Here is a 23,064-nt window from a genome sequence, read left to right as displayed (position 1 = left end):
TTGTAAAAGGTAAAGATGTTAATTATTTGCCTCTAATATTGTATCTAATTCTGATTTTACTTTAGGAGCTTTATTGGCATAATTGACTTTTAAAATGTTGTCTTTTCCTAATATAACGTAATGAGGTATTCCAATAATCCCAAATTTTGCTTGAATTTGTTTGTATTTTTTTTCTTCAGGGATAAAAAGATTCAACCCTTCAATATTATATTTTTTAATGCTTTCTATCCATTTTTCTCGATCACTTTCTATAGCTAAATTGATGAATACAATATTCTCTTCTTTTTGATAATCTTTAATGGTTGAGTTCAATTGTGGAATATTTGCAATGCAGGGTTTGCACCATGTTGCCCAAAAGTTTAGGTAAACAATTTTTTCTTTAAAGTCGCTGATTTTAACTTTATTTCCGTTTGATTTATACATTTCGAAATCTTCCACTTTACTTTCAACTTGATAAACTTCATTTGATAGAACCTTTTGATCTATGATTTCTGTGATTAGCTTTTTACTTGAATTGATATTCCATTCTTTAGCTATTGAATCTAATTCTATCTTGTTATAGTACTTAATCAAATCGCATATGTGATGAGCAAGAAAATAGTCTTTGATTTCAGGTTTCAATTCTTCATTAGCTTTATCAACTAAATGATTTTTCAGATATAGGTTTCTTTTTTTGCCATTCAGAGATTTTAGTTTGTTTTGATCAACATCTCTCCAAAAGTAGTTGGTTAGAAAGCCAAAATATGAATCTATTGGAATTGCTGGGGTATTATTTAATTTCAAATCCTTGACAAAGCTATAGAAATCATCGGGCATTGGACTCTTAATGATATTCATTGCCTGATTATATAAAGGAAATGAGGCTTTATAGAGTGCTGCATCGTAAGATATTTGCATTTCTTCCGCGTCTCTGAATGAGTTGGAGATTTCCCCTTGATAGTTTTGTAAGAATTCTAATTCAATCTTTGACAAGGAGTCTACTGCGATCTTATGTTCATCATAAGTTTTTAAGCTTCCTATTATTTGGTTGATTGGTTTATTGATATCAGTAAAGCCAATAGCTTCTCTTTTATTCCTGAAATATTGATTTTCCTTGATATATTTCCCTGAGAAGTTTAGCTTTCCTGAAGAAGATAAATGAATTGTTAGAGTGTCATTTGGCCCCACCCAAATGTTTTGATAGTGGTCATTAATATTGACTTTTGCTTTGGATGGTCTGTCTAAAGGCAGGTAAATAAAGTTAGACTTTTGATTTAGAACATAATCCGCATTAAAGTAATCATCTGGTAAGATAGATACGTGGCTTATAGATACAGAAATAGAATCTTGATTGGATTCTTTTTTTATGATTTCTAAAGTTGCATAAGCCTTTGTTTGAAAATCTATTTTTTTTGATTTTTCCGAACAAGAAATAAAAGTGATGAATAAAAATAGTAGAGGGTAGTGTCTCATTGGATCGAAGGTTTTACTTTTTAGGGTTTAGTTGAACTTGCCTATTTATACTTTCCTCCAAAGATATAAAAGTCTCTGTTCTTTCTATTCCGGAAATAGGCTGAATTGAATCATGTAATATGTTTTTAAGGTGATTGGTGTCCCTACAAACTATTTTTACAAACATAGAATATGCCCCTGTAGTATAATGGCAATCGACTATTTCAGGTATTTCCTTTAAGGCTGCCACCACATCATCGTATAAAGAGCTTTTTTGGAGATACACTCCTAAAAATGCCGTTACATCCAAACCTAGTTTTGACAAATCAACTTGTAGCTGAGAATTTTTAATTAAGCCTAGTTTTTCCATCTTTCTCATTCTGACATGGACAGTCCCTGGAGAAACAAATACTTCTTCGGCTACTTCAGTATAGGGTTTTCGTGCATCCTGCATTAGGATATTTAATATGGCTAAATCCGTATTATCAAGTTGATAATTTTCCATATGATATATGATTTTAAATTACATAATAATTAATAAATATAGTTTAAAATTATTGTATCTCTATTTATAATCAAATATTATTAAATAATATTTAAGTAATTGATCTTTTTATTACCTTTGAAATATCAGAAAAGCAAAAAGTACTGATCAGAATAAATTTTGTAGAGTGATGGAATTGGCAAACATGCCCTCCTGTCTCGGGGGTGGAGAATTGGGATAAATCCCGAATGAGCGCTATAATTTACATTAATGTAGTTTATTGTGATCACTTGGGACTAACTGCTCCTTGGAGGTTCGAATCCTCCCTTTACAGCAAAAAGTATAAACGGTTTACTTTTTATTAAAATAAATTGTAAGGTGATGGAATTGGCAAACATGCCCTCCTGTCTCGGGGGTGGAGGTTTGGGATAAAGCACAGTCGTTTCACGATAATTTCCTTTTGGGAATCTCAAAGTAGTTTATCGTGAAATCTGTAGCCTAACTGCTCTTTGGAGGTTCGAATCCTCCCCTTACAGCAAAATGCAATGAAGAGCTTTGTATTTTATCAATTTGATTGTTGAGATCTCTAGTGATCAGAGTTGAAAGGTTAACTTTTATTAAGCGTGGTTATTTGACAAGTACAATCTTTTGTACTTGTCGTTAACTTAAGCTATTACACTGTAGGGTGATGGAATTGGCAAACATGCCCTCCTGTCTCGGGGGTGAAGGTTTGGAATAAAGCACAGCTGTTTCACGATAATTTATGTATCCCAAAGTAGTTTATCGTGGGATCTGTTGCCTAACTGCTTCTTGAAGGTTCGAATCCTTCCCTTACAGCTTTTATCTGTATAGATATATTCCGTTATAATTAGATTTGCTCATATTACAAGTCTGAACTCCTTGAGCAATGAAATGAAATAAGATTTCTTTTGCCTCATCAATTTGTACTTTTTGGAAAGATATTTCGTCTTTAACGTTAAGAAGTGATGCTCGTTCAATGGAAGCTATTCCAATTTTCCATTCAGAACTGTTCCCACCACTTAAATCAATTAAGCTGCTGAATTTATCAATTATATTTTCTTTTTTTGATACGGCTGTGTGCATGATTCCCTATTTTATTTAAGTTAAATCTCGTTTAATAAATCTTAAATTCAAATTAATTCTATTAATTATCGGTTAAGTGCAACAAATAGGGTATTAATTCCTCTAATTCAAGGATAGAAATCTCATATTACATATGTAATATTTCATGAAATTATTGAAATATATTATCAGTAGGATGTTAGTCATAAAAAAAGACCGATATTTCTATCGGTCTCTTTTATTATTTCGTATCCTCTTTTTTATTTTCTTTCTTATCGTCCTTCTTCTTTTTCTTCTGCTTAATAAAGAGGTGTTCGCTCTTGCCATCGTGATCTGCTATGATGGAATCACCAATTTTTATTTTTTCATTTAATATTTCTTCCGCTACTAAATCTTCTAAATATTTTTGGATAGCTCTGTTCAATGGTCTTGCGCCATATTGTTGATCATATCCTTTCTTAGATAAGAAGTCTTTAGCTGCTTCAGTTAAATCAATATCATATCCTAAAGAAAGCATTCTGTCAAATACTTTTTTCAATGAAATATCAATGATTTTATGTAAGTGCTCTCTTTCAAGACTATTAAATACAATAACATCATCCAATCTATTTAGGAATTCAGGACTAAATGCTTTTTTCAAGGCATTTTGAATGGTTGATTTCATCACCTCATTAGAGTTCTCCTCTTTTGCGGCTGTTGAGAATCCTATTCCAGCACCAAAGTCTTTAAGATCACGCACTCCAATATTTGAAGTCATGATAATAATTGTATTTCTAAAGTCTACCCTTCTTCCTAAACCGTCAGTAAGGATCCCATCATCCAATACTTGAAGCAATAGGTTAAACACATCAGGGTGAGCTTTTTCAATCTCATCTAATAAAACTACCGAATAAGGTTTTCTTCTTACTTTTTCAGTAAGCTGACCACCCTCTTCATACCCAACATAACCCGGAGGCGCACCCACTAGTCTTGATACGGAGAATTTCTCCATATACTCACTCATATCAATTCTGATTAGAGCATCCTCTTTATCGAATAAATAAGTAGATAAAACCTTTGCTAACTCAGTTTTACCAACACCAGTTGGGCCTAAGAAAACGAATGAACCAATTGGTTTTTTAGGATCTTTCAATCCAATTCTGGTTCTTTGAATTGCTTTTGAAAGTTTTTGAATTGCTTCATCCTGACCAATTACATGACCTTGAAGGTCATCTGCCATTCCTTTAAGTTTAACGCTTTCGTTTTCAGCCACACGTTTAGTAGGAACGCCAGTCATCATAGCTATTACCTCAGCAACATTCTCTTCCGTTACGGTATATCGCTTTGCTTTGGTTTCATCTTCCCACTTTCTCTTTTCAGTTTCTAAGTCCTCAATAAGCTTTTTCTCAGTATCTCTTAATCGAGCTGCTTCTTCGTATTTCTGACTTCTTACAACTTTATTCTTTTCTTTTTTGATGTCTTCAATTGAAGCTTCTAACTTAACAATTGAATCTGGAACATGGATATTATTTAAGTGAACTCTAGCCCCAGCTTCATCCATCACATCAATTGCTTTATCAGGCAAGAATCTATCAGAGATATATCGATCACTTAACTTCACACACGCATCAATAGCCTCGCTAGTGAAATTTACATTATGGTGATCTTCGTATTTATCTTTAATATTGTCTAATATCTCTTTTGTTTCTTCAGGAGTAGTAGCATCTACCATTACCATTTGGAAACGTCTTGCTAATGCACCGTCTTTTTCAATATATTGACGATACTCATCTAAAGTTGTGGCACCAATACATTGTATTTCGCCTCTTGCTAAAGCTGGCTTAAACATATTGCTCGCATCTAATGATCCTGATGCACCACCAGCGCCAACTATAGTATGAAGCTCGTCAATAAATAGAATGACATTTGGAGATTTCTCCAATTCATTCATTACAGCTTTCATTCTCTCCTCAAACTGTCCACGATATTTGGTACCTGCCACTAATGAAGCAAGGTCTAAGGTAACTACTCTTTTATTGAAGAGTACTCTTGATACTTTTCTTTGAATAATTCTTAAAGCAAGACCTTCAGCAATGGCTGTTTTACCAACACCTGGCTCACCAATCAAGATTGGGTTGTTTTTCTTTCTTCTTGATAAAATTTGGGCTACCCGTTCAATTTCTTTTTCACGGCCTACAATAGGATCAAGCTTATCTTCCTCTGCCATTTTGGTTAAATCACGGCCAAAATTATCTAAAACAGGAGTTTTAGATTTTTCGCTTGATTTTGATCCTCCTGAACTACCGGATTCTCTTGAACCTCCGCCAAAAATCTTACCAGAATCCTCATCGCTGTCTTCAGTATCAGAAGATGCCATAGGATTTTGTGTTTGATATTCTAAAAGCTCTTTAATAACGTCATAATTAACATCAAACTTCTCCATTACTTGAGAGGCAATATTGTCCTCATCTCTAAGAATAGAAAGTAATAAGTGCTCAGTACCAATTAATTGACTTTTAAAAATCTTTGCTTCTAAATAAGTAATTTTTAATACTTTTTCAGACTGCTTCGTAAGAGGAATATTTGCTAAGTTTTTAACATTATTTGTAGCAGTTCCTCTTGTACTTCTTTCTAATTCGCCACGAAGTTCATCGAGCGAAACGCCAAGCTTTTTCAAAAGACTGATCGCCACACCTTCACCTTCTCTTACCATACCTAAAAGTAAGTGCTCTGTACCTATATAGTCGTGGCCCAATCTTAAAGCCTCTTCTCGGCTTAAAGAAATAACCTCTTTAACTCTGTTTGAAAATTTTGCTTCCATATGCTTACTGCTCGATATTCTAAAATTATATGTCCGAAGACATAATTAAATGTAACTATTATAAAAACTAAATAAAAAACTTAAGGTTTAATTTATTTAATTTTTGACTGTTTAATAACAGTTTTTGTGTTTGGTCCTTCATTCATGATCAAGTCCAATACACTTAAATTTGACTCAAATTCATTGCCAAAACTTTGGCCATAGGGAATGGACTTATAAAATTTGTTTAAAAAATTGGCTTTTTTAGGATGTATTAACGATCTGGCGTCTATAACGTTTCCTGAAACACTTTTTTTATAGCTGACTGATTCGGTAATTTTTATAGGTTGATTTGTGATTTTGAGACAGATTGTCAGTAAATCAAAATTTAAATCCCATAACAAATTATATTTCTTCTCATAGATGGATTTAAATTCTTCAGCAAAAAATTCGAAAAAAGGAGATTTACCATAGCAGGTTTGAATGGTTCTCCAGTGTTTTTTATTCCAAGATTGAGAATTATCTATTTTAATATCCTTGCTTTTAATTTTTTTATTCGCGCCAAATAGTGGAACAGTCAATACTTCAATTTGCTGTGAGGATAATAAATGACACCTATTTCTGTAGGTTTGCTTTTCAAAATATTCCTCTGCTTCAAGAATTAATTCATTTTGACCTTCAATAGCAGAAAAAAAAGCAATAGAAGGAAGGTATTGTAAGTCTATTAATATGGAGTTTTCCATGAATATGTGATTTTCCAAGTTGATTTGAAAAATAAAGAGTTGAGAAATAGGATTATTGAACCTCTCCTAGTCCTTCACGGATAATTTCTGCTGGCTCAACAGTGCAGTCAATAACGGTAGATGGGATATTTTTACCATAACCACCATCAATCACGATATCCACAAGATTTTTAAAATTCTCATAAATCTTTTCAGGATCAGTTGGGTATTCCACTATGTCATCATCTTCACGAATTGAGGTCGAAATCAAGGGGTTTCCTAAACTTTTCACTATTTCAATAGGAATATTATTGTTAGGGATTCTTATCCCAACCGTTTTTTTATTCGCATTTACGATTTTAGGAACATTACTGTTTGCAGGTAAAATAAATGTTAAAGGGCCCGGTAAATTTTTCTTCATGATTTTGAAGGTAGGAGTAGACAGGTTTTTTACATAATCAGAGATATGGCTCATATCTTCACATATAAAAGACAAATTAATCTTCCCTGGCTTTATTCCTTTTACCCAGCATAGTTTATCAATGGCTTTTCTATTGGTTAAATCACAGCCTAATCCGTAAATAGTATCAGTAGGGTAGATGACAACGGCACCATCTTTTAATCGCTCAACTATGTGCTTGATTTTCCTAGGATCAGGATTTTCTTCAAATAATTTTATAAATTCTGCAGCCATATACAATTATAATCAATTTGAAGTGAATTAAGATAGTTCTAGCCCAAACAAAATTTCTAAATTTGCATTTTAAAATGTAGAAATCAATAAGTGTATGAATAGAAATAAATTTTTAATAGGTTTTGTAGTAGTGTTTTCTATCTTACTAACATCCTTTGTCTTTTACTTCTATCAAGTGTTCTTCTCTGAAAATATTTTAGTGGAAAAGGGAGATGAAATTATTTTGATAGAAGAGGATATGGATTTCAAGGATTTGCAGGATATGGTGTATGATAGAGGAATTGTAAATGATATGTTGTCCTTTAGTTTTGTGGCTAAAATTCTGGAATACCAAGAGAATATGAAGCCGGGTTTGTATTTGATGAAAAAGGATATGACCAATCTTCAAGCAGTAAGAATGCTTAGGGCAGGTAATCAGGTTCCTACCTCTACTACTTTTAATAATGTTAGATTAAAACCGGATTTAGCAGGCAAAATTACAGATAATCTTCAGGCAGATTCAGCTCAGTTTCTGAAGTTATTGAATAATGATTCATTGATTACTGCATATGGTTTTAATCAGCAAAACATCATGAGTATGTTCATTCCTAATACTTATGAAGTGTATTATACTATTTCAGAGCAAGCTTTATTTGATAAAATGTATGCCGAATATCAAAGATTCTGGACAGATGAAAGAAAACAAAAAGCAGAAAAATTAGGTCTAACGCCTTTAGAGGTAAGTGCTTTAGCTTCTATCGTTCAGGCAGAGAGTGTTCAGTCAGATGAAAGACCAAAAATTGCTGAAGTATATTTAAATAGACTGGAGCGAAATATGGCACTTCAGGCAGATCCTGCTTTAGTATTTGCAGTGGGTGATTTTACTATTAAAAGAGTGCTAAATGTTCATAAAGAGGTAGATTCTCCCTACAATTTGTATAAATACAGAGGTTTACCACCAGGGCCAATTAATTTACCTGAAATAGAATCAATTGATGCAGTTTTGAATCCCGATGATCATAATTATCTTTATTTCTGTGCTAAGCCTGACTTTTCTGGATATCATACTTTTGCCACTAATTTAAGGCAGCATAATATTAATGCCAGAGCTTATCAAAACGCATTGAATCGTTCAAATATTTATAGATAATTATGTATCAATTTGAGCATAAAATGAGAGTCCGCTATGCGGAAACGGACCAAATGGGTTATGTTTATTATGGTAATTACGCTACTTATTTTGAGGTAGCCAGGGCTGAATCTATTCGTAGCCTTGGTTTAACTTACCGAGAAATTGAGGAGGAAGGTGTGATAATGCCTGTGTTAGAAAATTATTCGAAATATTTAAGACCTGCTCGATATGATGATGAATTGACTATTAAATTATCAATCCCTAAATTACCTGATACCCGAATCAGATATGAATATGAACTTTATAAAGAAGAGAAGTTAATTCATAAAGGATATACAGTTTTAGTGTTTGTAGATAGAAATACAGGGAAACCTTGTAAAATGCCTGAAATTTTAGCTAAAATTATGAATCCCTATTTTAAATGAAGTTTAAATATTTAAGAATCATAATGTCTATTGGCTTTTTAAGGAATTTAATTCATTTCTTAAAAAGAAAGCGTTTGAAAAGGAGTGGTGTTTCCTATTTTACTCTTGTCAAGATATTTTTGAATGAGTTAGGGGATCATAATTTGATAGAAAGAGCCAATAATGTCGCCTTTCAATTTACTCTGGCCATTTTTCCTGCGATAATATTTTTATTCACACTTATCCCTTATTTGCCGATAGATAATTTACAGATGGAGGTCATGGGCTTGTTAGAAGAAACCATGCCGGCATCTGTTTACGAAGTTGCTCAATCAACCATCATTGACATTTTGTCAAAGTCGAGAGGAGACTTACTTTCTGTAGGTTTTATTTTTGCATTGTATTTTGCTACGAACGGAACAAGTGCACTGATGACTGCCTTTAATCAGACTTATCGAACAAAGGATAGTAGAGGGTTTATCAAAGCAAAAGCCATCGCTATTGGCCTGACTTTCCTATTAGCCTTTGTACTTGTAGCTTCTATTCTTTTATTAATCGTAGCACAACAGGTCATCTTTTTTCTCGAAGATTTTGGCATAATAAATGACAACTTAGAAGTTTACATATTTATAGGTTTACGGTTTTTAGTTATCTTTTTCTTATTCCAAATTGCTATTTCGGTGATTTATTATTGGGCACCTGCCATTCATAAGAGATGGCATTTTTTTAATCCGGGTTCTATTTTCGCTACTTTTTTGTGTTTAGCAGCCTCCTTTGGCTTTTCGTTTTACATTAATAATTTCGGAACCTATAATAAATTATATGGGTCTATTGGAGCCCTTATTGCGATCATGATTTGGTTTTCGTTTTTATCCTTATTTTTAATAATTGGACTAGAGGTAAATGTGACTTTGGACAAGGCAAAAGAGAATAAAATTGATTGTTGAAAATATTTTTTAAAAATACGTTTGCACAAAAAATATTTTCGCATACATTTGCAGTCCGATTCGCACAAAACGAATCATTCTTATTATTTAGAGGCGTGGCAGAGTGGTCGATTGCGTTGGTCTTGAAAACCAATGTACCGCGAGGTACCGGGGGTTCGAATCCCTCCGCCTCTGCAGAAATTAAACCCTGATAGCGAAAACTATCAGGGTTTTTTTATGCTCAAAATAAAGCTTTAAGATTTGAATTATTTTAAGAGAGTGCATAATCGTTGATAAGAATTTCAAAAGCTATTTGATAATGGATTTTTGTATTTGACCCTTGTGATTTTCGAATATGGTATAATTATTGAAACTTATTAATAGTATTTATTAGCCATTAAATCCATTACAATTGAATCCAAACTTTAAATCTAAATTACTTCAAGTATTCTATTCATTGCTTCTTATTCCATTATGGGGATTAGGCTTATTGCAGATTGATATTGCCAATGATTTTACAAGATTGCTCACCTTTTTATTTACAGCATATATAATTCTATTTTTGAAATATAAGCAAATGATTAATAAAGGGGTATTATTGATAGGTCCTACATTCTATATGGTAGCAACTATTATAATCCGGCCCATTGATGAATTGATACTTTTTCCAATTACTTGGATTTATTTCATGTTTATCATTCTTCTATTATTTGGGGAATTAAAATTATTGCGCAGCCATATTTTTATACTTTTTATCATAATAGCTTTTATTTTTAAGGATGAATTAAAGGAGGAAGAACCAAGCTTTTTAAATTTCAGTAAAGAATATGATTACATCAGGAAACCTGATTTGTTGTTAGAATATGAATTTATAAATTATCTGAAAGATACTGTCCATATAGATACTCAAAGGAAGCCAGTGTTAATTGAAACCTGGAATGAAACGTGTAAACCATGTATTGCCTCTATTAAGGAAATGGAGGATGATTTAGGTTCATATAATAGCTTTCATCACATTTATTTATATCAGTCTAATTCATCAAAGTCATTAGCATTAGATTCCATATTGAACTATAAACACATAACTGACAAATCCAAAATATACGTAGATGCGAATAATCGCTTATTGAAAAGTATGGGTTTAAAATCATATCCTTTCTTCATTATTTTTAATTCGGAAGGAGAAATGAAAAAATACTTTAGTGGGTATAAATCAGAATATAAAAATGAAATATTAAATAAGCTTTTAAATGAAATTGCTAAATCAAAATGATATACCAAAGAAGCATAAAAAAGAGTTTGATGACTATTCAAACTCTTTCTAAATTCCAAATCAGATTATCTTTTTAAAGAAGCGAATGGGTATATCTTTTATTGGTCAAATGTATATTCTCGACCATTTCCCTTGTTTTTAATTAGGAGAATTACCACCTATTTTACTTAAATACAAAAATATGTTACACAAAGAATAAGTTCTAATTACCGTCACAGCCAGGCTTTGCATCAAGATCAGATTCTAAGCGAATGTTGCTAAGTCAATTGAGAATACTGCTTAGCTTCTAAAGCTGCTAATCCTCCAGTTGCAGGTATTTTCTTATCTCGGATTCAAAATTTTCTTTATTGAAATCGATTAGCTCATTTGTAATGGTCAGAAAATTATTCAGCGGTTGACTGTTTCCAGAGTTTATTAATTGTAAAACACCATTTTTGCCATGTTTTTGTTCGATAGTATCTATTATAATGGAACTTATGAAAGATCGTATTGATATATAAGGTGATATATGATTCATAATATTTTCATCTTCAATAAATAACTTTTGTATATCCTTATCAGGATTGTTTTTCATGTAAATAGTAAATTCTTTGTGAAGTTGATCCATACTTATTGTATGCCCATTTCCCTGATTATAATAGGCATTTCCCCAAAGGTAAGCAGTACCTTCCTCAGCTAACCAATTTCTGTTATTATTCACCTTCTTGGAATAATAATGAACTAAATCATGCGAAAAGTCTTCATTACCCCCAACTGCAAAAATAGTATTGTCTACCACCCCATAACCATCCATGTAATCTCCATTTGCATTAACTGAATACCGAAAACCTCTGAGTTGTAAAATCTCCTGGTAATTATCAGTGAGGTAAAACTCAAAGTCCTCAGGCTGAAGCCCAAATTTTTCTGCTATTATTCTATTTTTAATAACAAATAGTTGAGCATTTTCTTTATTTAACTTATCCCTAAAGTAATAGGTTATATTGCCCACTTGCTCCTTCTTCCAATAACGGGTGTAGTATTGTAAAGGAATAGAGAAAAGCACTCTGCCTTCTTTAAAAATGGCTTTAAGATCTACTATGTATTTATTTATATGTGTATTATGAAAAAGTAGATACATAACCTATTGTAATTAAATATTCATTAGCTGCGGTCGGTTTTAAATTCATTAGCTGTTTTTGGGATATTCCGTTTTTTTTATTCTCCCAATTGACCAGTTGATTAAGGGTAGCAATAGTAAGTTTTTTATTTTTGCTAACAAGCATACTTTCATTTATATCTCCTTTTTCTAATTCTGAGAAAAAAGAATTTAATTCATTCCAAATTAAATCTATTTGTGAAGAATCACCTATTACATTAATGAAATCAGGCCTTAGGATAGGGCTCTGCGCATTGCCGAAGGAACAGCTAAAGAGAAAAATTGAAATAATACTAACTATATATTTATTAATAAAATTAAAGAATTGACTTAGATAAAAGGGTTAATAACGGTTGGTGTTTGGTGTCGTAGCGGATTACTTGAGATTTAACTTTCAAAATAGCACCGAAATACGGGCGAATGATAAAGCTCCAAAATCTTACTGAACCCGCTATGCACTATAGCACATATTATTGTTGGCATTTTGTTATAAAATCATTTGTGGTACTCCATTTACTAATCCGTGTAAAATTATAGCTCCAACTATACCATATTTTATCCTTGTATATCCAAAGATAAAACCTCCAATAATTTGAGGTGTACAAATAAGGATAGCGAATATAAATATTTGAAAATTTGTATAATCGTAATTATAGATATGAACTAGTCCAAAAAAAAATGCTGAGGCAAAATACAGTGACTTAAATCCTAATGAAATTGTTTTGCTTCTATAAATAAGCAAGACCAAGAAGGCAGTAGAAAAACTAATTACAGTTCTCAGCACTCCATATTCCTCCAACGAAAAGGAAGATGTTTGAAAAATAAATGCCGAAGAAATCATATGTGTTATAAATAAACTAGAGATAAAAATATTTAAATTACTTCGAAGTAAGTAAAGTCTAAAGGCTAATTCCTCCATGATCGGAAAAAGAATTGCAACAAATAAAATATTGCTTCTTATAGCCTTTGTCGTTTCGTCATATTCTCTAACATATTGTGGAATGAGTCCCGAATTCCTTAGTAGTTCTGTTAAAAACAATGCAATGGCTCCTAAACCTATACATAAAAAGAAAAGCACAATGAATTCCAATATCATTTGAAAGATTGATTGGTCTTTCTCAATTTTTTCTTTTGGATTTCTTATAAATTTAATAATGTTCATTTGTTTGTTCGTAATAAAAGCCAACTTAAGAGTTGCAACAGTATATTTTAAGAAATTTTACATGTACGACTATTTGCTACTTTCCGATAAATACTCCGCCCTATTTTTGATACTAGTTCCAGCTTCATGATCGGGTACAGTAATGAAAAAACAGGAATTCTAGAAAGAATTTCATGGTAAGTATCATAGCCGTAATAAGATTTTTCCATACTTTTTGAGGCTATGTAAGTGTAGGCCATCTCTTGATTAATCTCATTATTAGCTTCCTGTAATAAGGATAGCTTTAAATAGCTCGAATTAAGTGTTTCGAAGATTTTGTAAACTTTCATGCAGATACCACAATTTTGGTCAAAATATACTGTGAGAATAGTAGTCTTATGAAATTTCAAGATTACTAAAGTCAGCATGAGTCCTATTATTGGTCCTAAAACATCGAATATTCCAAATGATATCGAAACTACTATGCCAAATGCAGTTGCTATTGGTAATGAAGCACTTAACCCCAAGAGTAAAAATGTGAAAGATAAAACTACAACAGTAGTTTTAACAATTAGATTTAAGTACGGTATATTTACAAACTCACTGATGACGTTTAGAAACTCCGATTTGTGCTCTGTACTAAACAAGTCGGGCGTTAAATTTGTAAAAAGAGCTCCCGCTAAAATAAAACTACCTATAATTCGTCCAAAAAGTAGTTGAGGCTTCTTGAGGTTAAGCTGATTAACAAATATCCAGATGAATATACAGCATGAAGCAATATGATGTTGAATGCTAACAGAGTCGGAGAGAACAATCTGTACTAAACAAAGAACAATACCTATAAAGTAGAAGATCCTTTTTTGAATAAATAAACATAATAGAATGAATAAGTCTAATTGCAGTGGGTTTATTGAATATACTAGTTTTGCTAAAAATTCACTATCCCCTTGGTTATAATCAAAATAATGCAATCCAAATTTTGTATAAAAAATATACTTACTCCACAAAAAAAAGAGTAAAACTATCGAATATTTATTATCTGTGAATTTTGCGATTATTGATTTCATAGTAAAGCTTTTAGGGCTCAAATGCTTGAGAGTTTTGAGTATCTATTTCTGATTTTTTTAAGGGATAGTGATGTAGTATTCAAAAACTCTTACGACAACAAAGATTCCGAACGCCAATAGCAACTTTGTAAAAACTTTCCTCTTAGTTTGAGTCGCTCTTTGTTCAGAGGTCATTAAAATCTTTATACTTTTGATTATTTTTTCTTTGTTCAGCCACAGAATAATCAATATCAAAATTTGATATAGTATTGCAGCTTTTAAAGCTCCTAAGTGAACTCCGAAATAGATGTCTTGAAGAATGACATTAAAAAGAATAGCGGTTATAAATAAGCAACCTAGTAATCTAGTTCTTTTAATCAGAATCAAAACTCCTCCTATTACTTCAAAAATTCCTAAAGTAATTACAAATGACTTTGAATAGCTGTAAAAGGCCCACATCAATTCCATGCCAGTCATCTCGGCTACCGTTTTGCTAGGATCAACAGCATCCACAAATTGCACCATTTTCCCCCCACCGTAAATGAACATGGCCATAACTACAACCCAGCTTATCGCATTTTCAAATATTTCAATTTTGTCTTTTTTAGAGAAGTTCATTGTAAAAGAATTTGTATTAACAACACACAGAAGTATTAAGAGAAATTATTTTAGCGTGATTATTGTACTGTAATTGTATCTCCACAACTTTGGTTGGCACTCACAATTAGACTCCCTTTTGTAGTACTACAAGTATTTCCATTCATCTGCCCATAGTATATGTCTTTACTACATTGGAAAGAGGAAGAACCGCCTGGCCCAATGGTTTTTGAGCTTCCTCCGGTGGTCACACAGATAGTTCCACCCGATTCATTTTTAAGAGTTACTGTACTATTTGCTCTTGCTTGGTCTGCTGCTTCATTATTCGCCTTTATACGCCTGTATTCTTCAGAATTGTAATATTCCTCTTTATCCTTTTTATAGAATTTAATCATGGTTTCTCTGATTAACTCTACATTTTCTACAAACTTCGCATTCCCCGGATTTTTAATCCAAGCAGCATATTCTTTTTCTTGCTTGGCAAAAGCAGCATCTAAATAATCTTGTAGCATCTTCAGTGCATTTGCATTATGTAGCGCTCGATACTCTGGGCTCATTGCACTTTCTTGTAAAGCTAGAAGTTTACCTTTCAAGCCTTTTTTCTTTTTGTCATTTATATTCTCTTCTGCTTTTTGCTTTTCTTTCAGTGCTTCTCTTTCCTCATTCGATAATTTTGGAATGGAAATAGTCCAAAGGGTATAATCATCTTTATTTTTCCAATCAGATAGATTAAAAATCCATCCATTTAAATACACTACTCTTTCTTCATGATTATCATTTTTATGGATCTTCTGAGGAATATAGCCAAAGTCTTCTTGCATCTGCTTATTGCCTTCATATCCTTTCTGTATGTAGGTGGCAGGAAATGCCCAGTTATCGGGTAAGAATGAAGCACTTGAGTTTTGTAGTTTTCCCAATACTTGAAAGTGTTCATTAGGAAAGTTTTTTTCTGGTTTCTTTTCGGTGATTGCATCCACATAGTCAAAGCTTTCAAAAGTGGCGCTTCCATTCTCTTGAAGAATGACACGATACACATTATACTCCCCAATTTTCATGTTTCTTATCTCTTCACTTTGGCTAAGAATTTCTTGTGCAATTCCTCGTAATTGAAAAGAAAATATGGTAATTAAAGTGATCATTGATAAACGTAAATAATTCATTTTTATAAAAATTTAAATAGATAATAATATGAATGTTATAGTGTAAACAGAAGGCAGCGCCTGCTGCCTTCTGTTAAATAAGTTGTTATTTGAATTATTTATTGGGGCGAATCACCATCGAAAACCCAATTGAACTGGTTAATCAATTTGTCTCTTCCAACTGCTCCAGTGGGAGAATAGGTAAGTCCATCAGCTCCAAGCGTGATATTAGATGGCGTATTAGCTCCATTGGCCCAGCCATTCAGAATAGCATCATAATTTGAGATAGAAATATTGGTATTATAGAGCATTCTGGACATATCTGTTACACTAGAAAGATTCCAATTTCCAAGGTTTTGATCAAAAGCATTAGCACCATCAAGCATAAATCTCATACTAGTTACGCTACTTACATCCCAAGAAGATATATCTTGATTAAAAGCAGTATTAAAAGTGAACATTCCTTCCATACTAGTAACTAGAGAAACATCCCAATTACTTATATCGCCATTAAATGAGCTGCTAGCAAACATATAATTCATATTCCTTACACGAAATAGGTCGGGAGTATCTGTGGCATTATAGGAAAGATTCTGACAGCCCCAAAAAGCGTTCTCCATTGACCTCCACTCTATATTACCCCATTGTTCAATGGATAGTAAACGGCTTTTTATTGCAGCATTACTTATGTGTATAGCAGCAAATTTTCCTGTAATACTAACAGTATAAGTTCCTGGCAATGCATAGGTATGGGTAGGATTAAAATTTAGACCACTCTCAATTGTTCCATCTCCCCAGTCTACGGTATAATTGTAAACAGGAGTTCCATAATTCGGATTTGTGGGGATAATAATTGTTTCATTGGAGGTTAAAGTCTGCCAAGTGGTTATGAATGGAATTGAACCTGGAGCAGCTTCAAAAACATCATTAAGGTTTACGGTTATAGTACCAGTGGCACCTAAAGAACCATTGCTTGCAGTACCGCTAACAGAATATGTAGCTGATAAAACAGTATTTAATTCGTAGTCAAACTTTGAGCTATTTGCCACACTTAGTTCTCCTGTATTGGGGTCTAAACTAAAAGGTGAATTACCAAGGAGTTGATAGGTAAATGTGGGAGCCCCATCTGCAGTGGCACTCAAGACGCCAAGTACTTGATTATTAGTAGGATTTTCATCTATGGTAACCTCAAAGGGGTTTGCAATGATAGTTTCGAATACATCATTCAGATTAACAGTAATACTAGCTTGTGCTGATGTTGTACCATTACTCACTTCATAGTTGGCTGTTAAACTCGTTTTACTTTCATAGTCAAACTGAGCTACATCATCAACAGTTAGTTCACCAGAATTAGCATCAATCGCAAATGCAGTAGCATCATCTCCACTAACCATGGAATATGTTAGCGTAGCATTATTGGCAGAAGAAGCAGAAACAATACCTATTACTTGACTTGCTGTAGGATTTTCATCTATGGTAACTGTAAAATCATTAGCTGTTATTGTTTCATTAACATCATTCAAATTAACTGCTATGCTACCTTGTGCACTTTCAGTTCCGTTACTCACCTCATAGGTGGCCGTAAGTATTGGGTTAGTTTCAAAGTCAAACTGAGCCACATCGGCTACAGTCAATTCCCCAGAACTAGCGTTTATAGCAAATGCCGAAGCGTCTCCGTCTGCTACTAAGGAATATGTTAAACTAGTACCATCTGCAGTAGTGGCACTTACTTTTCCCAACACCTGATTAGCAGCAGGATTTTCATCTATAGTCACTGTAAATGCATTAGCAGTTACTCCCTCTGCTAAATCATTCAAAGTTATAGTAATACTACCTTGTGCTGTTGTAGTTCCATTAGTAGCCTCGTAGATGGTAGTTAATGTAGGATTGGTTTCAAAGTCAAATTTGGCTATATCGGCTACAGTTAATTCTCCAGAACTAGTGTTTATCGCAAATGCTGAAGCGTCTCCATCTGCTACTAAGGAATAAGTTAAGCTAGTTCCATCCGAAGAAGTGGCATTAACTGATCCCAACACTTGGTTAGCTGCAGGGTTTTCATCTATAGTAGCTGTAAAAGGAGAGGCTGTAATGGCTTCAGCTACATCATTCAAATTTACTGTTATGGTACTTTGTGCTCTTACAGTCCCATTACTCACTTCATAACTGGCTGTTAATTTTGGTTTTGTCTCAAAGTCAAACTGAATAGGGTCAGCTACACTGAGTTCACCTGTAGTATTATTGATATTAAAGGCTGTTGCATCTTCACTACTCAAAATTGAGTAAGTAAGTGTGGCCCCAGCATCTGATGATGCAGTAACAGTGCCAAGTACTTGATCAGTACTTGGGTTTTCATTAATGGTCGTAGAAAATGGAGCTAGATTAATTGTTTCGGTTATATCTTTTAGATTTATAATAATGGTATCCTTTGCAGTCACCACTCCATTTTCAGCTTGGTAATAAGCCATTAGTATTGGATTTATTTCGTAGTCAAAATCACTAGGTTTTGCAACAGATAGCTCACCTGTATTTTCATCTATAGCTAAGGCATTGCCATTTAAGTCCGGTAAAAGATTATACACCAAATCAACGTTGCCATCAGTTATAGCCGAAACCGTCCCGATACTTATATTAGCATCAGGATTCTCATCTAAATCTATTATGAAGCTTGAAGTGGTGACTGTTTCTGGCATGTCATTGATAGTAATTATAAGATTAGCTGATTCTGACTCATCTTCTACAGCAGCCGAAACAGTTGCAGTTATGGTTTGATGGTTTTCAAAATCGAAAATGCTGGCATCAGCTATATTAATTTCTCCCGTGGCTGGATTAATCTCGATAGCGCCTTCAGGAGACTGAGAGTCTACTGAAAAGATAATTTCACCAAAAGAGGTGCTGGCATTTATAGAACCAATTATGACATCTTCATTACTGTTTTCATCTATACTTAGAGATGTGTCACTAATAGTGATGATAACATCTATACCCTCCTCATCTCTTTTACAATTAGTAAATATCAAGATCGAGATTAGAAAAAGAAGCAAGTTTAGCCTTGAGTTTGTTTTCATAATTTAAATTGTTTGTTAAAATAAGCTGGCTTTAGCTTAATTATCAGTGCATTAATGGATTGTCCTAAATAAGATGAAGCTGGTAGGTGTTTACCCTCTTTCCTAATACTTATGAGAAGTATTTCTTATAATAGGCTGTAATTAATGATAGAATTCAAGCTTTAGTCTGCATTCACAAAACAAAACTATGAAGGACTTTTCGCTATATTTTAGCTATCTAGTAAGCGCTAGAGTTTATTGATTTAGTGTTAGTTTATCTCGAGTTAGTGTTTTGAGAAGTGATGAGATAAAGAAGATAAATACTGATTTTTATTAATCTTAATGATTCTAGAGGATAGTTTTAATATGTACCAAATATATTGATTCCAACACTATAAGATTTTTATTTAATGGCTTCAAAAATTAACTAAAGCTTACTTAAAGCCTCAATTAAAAGATTCTTACGTCTAGTAGCTAGTGGAACATCACTACCATCTTTGAGAAAAATTGTTCCACCATCTTTCTTATCAAGTCGGGTAAAATAGTTCAGATTAATTAGATGAGATCTATGTACTCTGAAGAATCCATTTGCTTCAAGAATTTCTTCATAAGATTTCATTGTTTTAGCAATCAGTATTCTTTGATTATCTACTAGGTGAAAACGTGTGTAGTTGCTCTCTGATTCACATCTAATAACATCTGAAATGTCTATCAAGTAGAAGTTTTCAGTATCAGACAATATTAGTTTTTCAAGTTTATTGTTAGATTTCGTGTTTTTTAGTAGAGTTTGAATTGTTAATTCATTGTTGAGCAGTGTGCTTTGTTCTTTTGCCTTGTTTATTGTATCAATTAAGTTTGATGAATCAATAGGTTTTAATATGTAACCTATAGCGCTACTCTGAAATGCTCTTATTGCGTAACCATCATGAGCTGTTATAAATACAACTACAAATTCCGGATTCTTATATAAGTTAAGTAGGTCAAATCCTGTTCCATCACCCATTTCAATATCCAACAGTACAAGTTCTGGTTTAGTATTATTAATACATTTAAATCCAGTTTCAACACCATCAGCTTCTCCAATAATATCTATTTCAGGAGTATATAAACTAAGCAATGTTTTTATCTTCTTACGAGTAGGTTCATTATCGTCAATTATAACTGTGCGCATATTGGTGACTATCTTTTTATCAAAAAGCTATTTCATAGGGTATGTTTAACTCAACTCTCGTTCCAATAACTCTCTCATTATCATCTTTTAATTCATAAATTAAAAGTTTTAAGTTGGTTAAATATTTTTCATTGTAGTTACTTATTCTTTCTCTAATAATATCAGTACCAATAGATTTGTGCTCCTCATTTTTTCTTTTTTTGGCTTCTGATAATCCCACACCATTATCGGTTATCTTTATGTTTATGAAATCCTTCCGAAGCTCAAAATCTAGCGTTATTAATCCGGCATTTCCAAGTATACCATGTTCAAGTGCATTCTCCAAAAAAGGTTGTATAAGCATTGGAGGTAACATAAAGGTCTCTTGATCTATGTTAGGGTCAATGTTTATTTGATAAGAAAAACTGTTTTTATAGTAGATCTCCTGAAGTTCTAGATAGGTTTTAACTACATCTATTTCTTGTTTTAAAAGGATGAATTTCTTTCTAGAGTGTTCAAGAACTGTTCTCATTAAATTAGCAAATTTAACTAAGTAATCATTGGTTTTGATCACGTTTCCATCAAGTACCATATTTTGAAGACAATTAAGGGCATTGAATACAAAATGAGGGTCAAGTTGGGATTGTAAAGCCTGAAGTTTGGCCTCGTTTAATTCCTTCAATTGGAGAGCTTTTTCCGCTAATCGTCTAATTCTAAACCTGAAGAATAAATACGAGATGGTCACAATTAGACAAATTGATAATGAAATAAACCAAATTGTTTGCCAATAGGGCTTTTCTATGATAAAGCCAATCGGTCTTACATCTTGTTTTACACCTTTCAGTCTTAAAATTACTTCAAATTCATATTTACCTGGTGGTAATCGTTTATATTCAATGATGTTTTCATTATATGATTGATTTTTCCAATCATCATCAATACCGGATAGTTTGTAATCATAGCTCAGATCATCGCTCTTTGCTAAAGAAGGTGCATATATTTTGAATGCTAATTGATTTGTTGAAGAGGGTAGACTGAATATTTCTTGATAATCTGCGTATTCATTATCGACTATTATGTCAATATTTTTAATGCTTAGTTTGTTTTTTTCATTGATAAAGATATCCTTGAGAGCGATTTTTTGAATTCCTTCAGAATGTAGTAGGTAGAGTTGTTTTTTATGAAGATGAAAATTCTTGATATGGGTGCTGGAAAGCCCGTCAGAAATACCTACGCTGCCAATTAGTTTGCCTAATGGATTAAACACTTGAAGGCCTTTTGAAGTAGCAACATAAATGGTATCATTGTAGGTCTTCATTTGATTGATATTACGTGATAATAATCCAGATCCCTTATCAATGAAGTTGTTTAAAGTCCCACCATTTAGTTTTAATATTCCATCTTTCGAGCTAGCAACGAGCAGCGTTGTATCCAAGAAAGCTAATTTTTTCGCTACTATATTCTTTTGTTCATACTTGATATCCCTTGAAATACCTGTCTCTAAGTTAATATCTTTAAGTCCTCTTTGACTGCCAACATAAAGTGTAAGACTGTCTTTGTACGCAAGAGAATTTCCTCTTTCAATATCAGTGTTTAAAATAGAGTAAATTGAATCTTCTTTTAGAATAATACCAAATGTGCTATAAAGGAGTATTTTGTTTTTATCAATTGGATAAATCGATTTGGTTGACCCAAAGTTGTACTTCATAGTTTCATTTTTTGCAGCATTGTATTCTATAAATTTTTCTGCTTCTATGTAGAGTTTATCGGTAAGAGGGTAGTACTCTAATAATTCAATTCTAGAAGATCTGGATTTGAAAATTTTACGGGTTTTATCTCCCTTCGAAATGTAGACATTACCTTCTTTATCTGCTGAAAAAAGTTCACCATTCTTACCAATAGAGAAATGAGTAATATCAATATTTGGTAGAAGGTCATTTTCGATGTTTACCTTTGGAATAACTATAATACCATCACCAAAGGTGCCAAGCAAGATATTACCATCAGTGTCTTCAAATACATAAGAAATGAATTGCTTTAGGAAGATAGATTTCAAGGTGGAACTTTCAATATTGTAATAACTAACCCCGAGAATTCTGTCTGCAAACCATACGTTGTTAGAGGTTTTATAAACTCTACTAATATTCCCCTCAGGTTTAAATATTTTACTCAATTCTATTTCACTAGGAGAGATTTGCTTAGCACTAAATAATTGTCCCTCCGTACTAACAGCAATTAATTCATTTTTGTGGCAAAAGAATGAAAGTGCTTCTCTATCTGTCATTTCAAGGCCTATTAATTTGAATTCTTCGGTTGCATGAGAGTTGATACGAAAGAGAGAATCAGTACCAATATGGGTCAAGAGGTTGTTGTTGCAATCTTTTGTAATTGCCACTGTGGTATTTGAATTGGTTAAGATGTATTTTTTATCTAATTCTTTATTATTTACTAATCTGTATTGTTGATATCCCCTGATATATAGGGAGTTGTCAGTAAGGAAGTTGTAATTTGGATATTTTCCTATAGAAGGGTTACTATGAAATAACTCTAAAGAATCATTCTTTACGCTAAAGATTTGTCCATTGAGATTATTACAGTATATATTACCATCATAATCTATTTTCGGATTGAAAAGAGAGGCACTTAACTGTAAAGGACTTTGGTAATTCTTAAATGCATATCCATCAAAACTAAACAATCCTCTATTGGTAGTAAACCAATAGACACCATCGGGTGTTTGATTGATGCCATAAACATCTATACCCGCGAGTTCGTCACTTCCGAGCCTAAAATGGAAAGGGTTTTGAGCCTTTCCCGTCAAAGCAACAAAAAAAAGTACTGTATAAATAAGCTTCTTTATTCTAGATGGCTTCTTTAAACTCATTCTATAAGTGTTTTCTAAAAT

Annotated in this window: 19 protein-coding genes and 1 tRNA gene; 6 read left to right on the top strand and 14 right to left on the bottom strand. The window is 32.8% G+C overall.

Annotation, left to right across the window (positions count from 1 at the left end; genetic code table 11):
* Window positions 1-18: 18 nt before the first annotated feature.
* The 6 genes from QYS48_RS04445 to QYS48_RS04420 all read right to left on the bottom strand — a co-directional run bounded on the left by QYS48_RS04445 (window position 19) and on the right by QYS48_RS04420 (window position 7,193).
* On the bottom strand, window positions 19-1,452 hold the full coding sequence (locus tag QYS48_RS04445) for a TlpA disulfide reductase family protein (protein ID WP_308357685.1): 1,434 nt from the start codon (window positions 1,450-1,452) through the stop codon (window positions 19-21).
* A 13-nt stretch (window positions 1,453-1,465) separates the two neighbouring features.
* Window positions 1,466-1,936, bottom strand: coding sequence for an Lrp/AsnC ligand binding domain-containing protein (locus QYS48_RS04440; protein ID WP_308357684.1), 471 nt, complete (start codon window positions 1,934-1,936; stop codon window positions 1,466-1,468).
* A gap of 819 nt (window positions 1,937-2,755) precedes the next feature.
* On the bottom strand, window positions 2,756-3,019 hold the full coding sequence (locus QYS48_RS04435) for a hypothetical protein (protein WP_302127777.1): 264 nt from the start codon (window positions 3,017-3,019) through the stop codon (window positions 2,756-2,758).
* 220 nt (window positions 3,020-3,239) lie between these two features.
* Window positions 3,240-5,798 (bottom strand): ATP-dependent Clp protease ATP-binding subunit, encoded by a 2,559-nt coding sequence (locus QYS48_RS04430; protein WP_308357683.1) that lies wholly within the window; start codon window positions 5,796-5,798, stop codon window positions 3,240-3,242.
* A 92-nt stretch (window positions 5,799-5,890) separates the two neighbouring features.
* The gene (locus tag QYS48_RS04425; RefSeq protein ID WP_302127776.1) at window positions 5,891-6,520 is read right to left on the bottom strand and encodes a WbqC family protein; all 630 of its coding nucleotides are present in this window, start codon (window positions 6,518-6,520) and stop codon (window positions 5,891-5,893) included.
* Window positions 6,521-6,572: 52 nt separating this feature from the next.
* A complete protein-coding gene (locus tag QYS48_RS04420) occupies window positions 6,573-7,193 on the bottom strand; it encodes an L-threonylcarbamoyladenylate synthase (protein ID WP_308357682.1) in 621 nt (206 codons plus the stop codon).
* 94 nt (window positions 7,194-7,287) lie between these two features.
* Between QYS48_RS04420 and mltG the strand changes: the two genes are divergently transcribed.
* The 5 genes from mltG to QYS48_RS04395 all read left to right on the top strand — a co-directional run bounded on the left by mltG (window position 7,288) and on the right by QYS48_RS04395 (window position 10,907).
* A complete protein-coding gene (gene mltG / locus QYS48_RS04415; RefSeq protein WP_308357681.1) occupies window positions 7,288-8,322 on the top strand; it encodes an endolytic transglycosylase MltG in 1,035 nt (344 codons plus the stop codon).
* A 2-nt stretch (window positions 8,323-8,324) separates the two neighbouring features.
* Entirely contained in the window at window positions 8,325-8,729 is a 405-nt protein-coding gene (locus QYS48_RS04410; RefSeq protein ID WP_308357680.1) for a thioesterase family protein, read from the top strand.
* Window positions 8,726-9,655 (top strand): YihY/virulence factor BrkB family protein, encoded by a 930-nt coding sequence (locus tag QYS48_RS04405; protein ID WP_308357679.1) that lies wholly within the window; start codon window positions 8,726-8,728, stop codon window positions 9,653-9,655. Before QYS48_RS04410 ends, QYS48_RS04405 begins: the two co-directional genes overlap by 4 nt.
* Window positions 9,656-9,744: 89 nt before the next feature.
* Window positions 9,745-9,829: transfer RNA gene (locus QYS48_RS04400), tRNA-Ser, on the top strand.
* Between the two features lie 217 nt (window positions 9,830-10,046).
* On the top strand, window positions 10,047-10,907 hold the full coding sequence (locus QYS48_RS04395; RefSeq protein WP_308357678.1) for a hypothetical protein: 861 nt from the start codon (window positions 10,047-10,049) through the stop codon (window positions 10,905-10,907).
* A gap of 295 nt (window positions 10,908-11,202) precedes the next feature.
* On the opposite strand, the gene QYS48_RS04390 is transcribed toward QYS48_RS04395, so the two are convergent.
* The 3 genes from QYS48_RS04390 to QYS48_RS04380 all read right to left on the bottom strand — a co-directional run bounded on the left by QYS48_RS04390 (window position 11,203) and on the right by QYS48_RS04380 (window position 13,611).
* Window positions 11,203-12,024 (bottom strand): hypothetical protein, encoded by an 822-nt coding sequence (locus QYS48_RS04390; RefSeq protein WP_308357677.1) that lies wholly within the window; start codon window positions 12,022-12,024, stop codon window positions 11,203-11,205.
* A 505-nt stretch (window positions 12,025-12,529) separates the two neighbouring features.
* Complete coding sequence (locus tag QYS48_RS04385; protein WP_308357676.1) at window positions 12,530-13,204, bottom strand: CPBP family glutamic-type intramembrane protease; 675 nt, start codon at window positions 13,202-13,204, stop codon at window positions 12,530-12,532.
* Window positions 13,205-13,251: 47 nt separating this feature from the next.
* Complete coding sequence (locus tag QYS48_RS04380) at window positions 13,252-13,611, bottom strand: DCC1-like thiol-disulfide oxidoreductase family protein (protein WP_308358423.1); 360 nt, start codon at window positions 13,609-13,611, stop codon at window positions 13,252-13,254.
* Here QYS48_RS04380 and QYS48_RS04375 point away from each other — a divergent pair.
* Window positions 13,610-13,903, top strand: coding sequence for a hypothetical protein (locus QYS48_RS04375; protein WP_302127770.1), 294 nt, complete (start codon window positions 13,610-13,612; stop codon window positions 13,901-13,903). The genes QYS48_RS04380 and QYS48_RS04375 overlap by 2 nt on opposite strands.
* A gap of 404 nt (window positions 13,904-14,307) precedes the next feature.
* Here the strand turns inward: QYS48_RS04375 and QYS48_RS04370 are convergent, their stop codons facing one another.
* The 5 genes from QYS48_RS04370 to QYS48_RS04350 all read right to left on the bottom strand — a co-directional run bounded on the left by QYS48_RS04370 (window position 14,308) and on the right by QYS48_RS04350 (window position 23,043).
* On the bottom strand, window positions 14,308-14,847 hold the full coding sequence (locus tag QYS48_RS04370) for a hypothetical protein (protein WP_308357675.1): 540 nt from the start codon (window positions 14,845-14,847) through the stop codon (window positions 14,308-14,310).
* 59 nt (window positions 14,848-14,906) lie between these two features.
* Window positions 14,907-15,986, bottom strand: coding sequence for a hypothetical protein (locus tag QYS48_RS04365; RefSeq protein ID WP_308357674.1), 1,080 nt, complete (start codon window positions 15,984-15,986; stop codon window positions 14,907-14,909).
* Between the two features lie 98 nt (window positions 15,987-16,084).
* Complete coding sequence (locus tag QYS48_RS04360; RefSeq protein ID WP_308357673.1) at window positions 16,085-19,030, bottom strand: cadherin domain-containing protein; 2,946 nt, start codon at window positions 19,028-19,030, stop codon at window positions 16,085-16,087.
* Between the two features lie 406 nt (window positions 19,031-19,436).
* The gene (locus tag QYS48_RS04355; protein ID WP_308357672.1) at window positions 19,437-20,180 is read right to left on the bottom strand and encodes a LytTR family DNA-binding domain-containing protein; all 744 of its coding nucleotides are present in this window, start codon (window positions 20,178-20,180) and stop codon (window positions 19,437-19,439) included.
* A gap of 19 nt (window positions 20,181-20,199) precedes the next feature.
* Window positions 20,200-23,043 (bottom strand): histidine kinase, encoded by a 2,844-nt coding sequence (locus QYS48_RS04350; protein ID WP_308357671.1) that lies wholly within the window; start codon window positions 23,041-23,043, stop codon window positions 20,200-20,202.
* Window positions 23,044-23,064: the final 21 nt, after the last annotated feature.

Source organism: Marivirga arenosa (assembly GCF_030503895.2).
In the GTDB taxonomy this organism is placed as follows: domain Bacteria; phylum Bacteroidota; class Bacteroidia; order Cytophagales; family Cyclobacteriaceae; genus Marivirga; species Marivirga arenosa.
Note: the sequence above shows the minus strand (reverse complement) of the source record. Positions and strands in the feature narration are given on the sequence as shown.

Excerpts from the sequence above, each read along its gene's own strand:
- QYS48_RS04445 (WP_308357685.1), bottom strand. The coding sequence starts at position 1,452 with ATGAGACACTACCCTCTACTATTTTTATTCATCACTTTTATTTCTTGT.
- QYS48_RS04440 (WP_308357684.1), bottom strand. The coding sequence starts at position 1,936 with ATGGAAAATTATCAACTTGATAATACGGATTTAGCCATATTAAATATC.
- QYS48_RS04435 (WP_302127777.1), bottom strand. The coding sequence starts at position 3,019 with ATGCACACAGCCGTATCAAAAAAAGAAAATATAATTGATAAATTCAGC.
- QYS48_RS04430 (WP_308357683.1), bottom strand. The coding sequence starts at position 5,798 with ATGGAAGCAAAATTTTCAAACAGAGTTAAAGAGGTTATTTCTTTAAGC.
- QYS48_RS04425 (WP_302127776.1), bottom strand. The coding sequence starts at position 6,520 with ATGGAAAACTCCATATTAATAGACTTACAATACCTTCCTTCTATTGCT.
- QYS48_RS04420 (WP_308357682.1), bottom strand. The coding sequence starts at position 7,193 with ATGGCTGCAGAATTTATAAAATTATTTGAAGAAAATCCTGATCCTAGG.
- mltG (WP_308357681.1), top strand. The coding sequence starts at position 7,288 with ATGAATAGAAATAAATTTTTAATAGGTTTTGTAGTAGTGTTTTCTATC.
- QYS48_RS04410 (WP_308357680.1), top strand. The coding sequence starts at position 8,325 with ATGTATCAATTTGAGCATAAAATGAGAGTCCGCTATGCGGAAACGGAC.
- QYS48_RS04405 (WP_308357679.1), top strand. The coding sequence starts at position 8,726 with ATGAAGTTTAAATATTTAAGAATCATAATGTCTATTGGCTTTTTAAGG.
- QYS48_RS04390 (WP_308357677.1), bottom strand. The coding sequence starts at position 12,024 with ATGTATCTACTTTTTCATAATACACATATAAATAAATACATAGTAGAT.
- QYS48_RS04385 (WP_308357676.1), bottom strand. The coding sequence starts at position 13,204 with ATGAACATTATTAAATTTATAAGAAATCCAAAAGAAAAAATTGAGAAA.
- QYS48_RS04375 (WP_302127770.1), top strand. The coding sequence starts at position 13,610 with ATGAGTCCTATTATTGGTCCTAAAACATCGAATATTCCAAATGATATC.
- QYS48_RS04380 (WP_308358423.1), bottom strand. The coding sequence starts at position 13,611 with ATGCTGACTTTAGTAATCTTGAAATTTCATAAGACTACTATTCTCACA.
- QYS48_RS04370 (WP_308357675.1), bottom strand. The coding sequence starts at position 14,847 with ATGAACTTCTCTAAAAAAGACAAAATTGAAATATTTGAAAATGCGATA.
- QYS48_RS04365 (WP_308357674.1), bottom strand. The coding sequence starts at position 15,986 with ATGAATTATTTACGTTTATCAATGATCACTTTAATTACCATATTTTCT.
- QYS48_RS04360 (WP_308357673.1), bottom strand. The coding sequence starts at position 19,030 with ATGAAAACAAACTCAAGGCTAAACTTGCTTCTTTTTCTAATCTCGATC.
- QYS48_RS04355 (WP_308357672.1), bottom strand. The coding sequence starts at position 20,180 with ATGCGCACAGTTATAATTGACGATAATGAACCTACTCGTAAGAAGATA.
- QYS48_RS04350 (WP_308357671.1), bottom strand. The coding sequence starts at position 23,043 with ATGAGTTTAAAGAAGCCATCTAGAATAAAGAAGCTTATTTATACAGTA.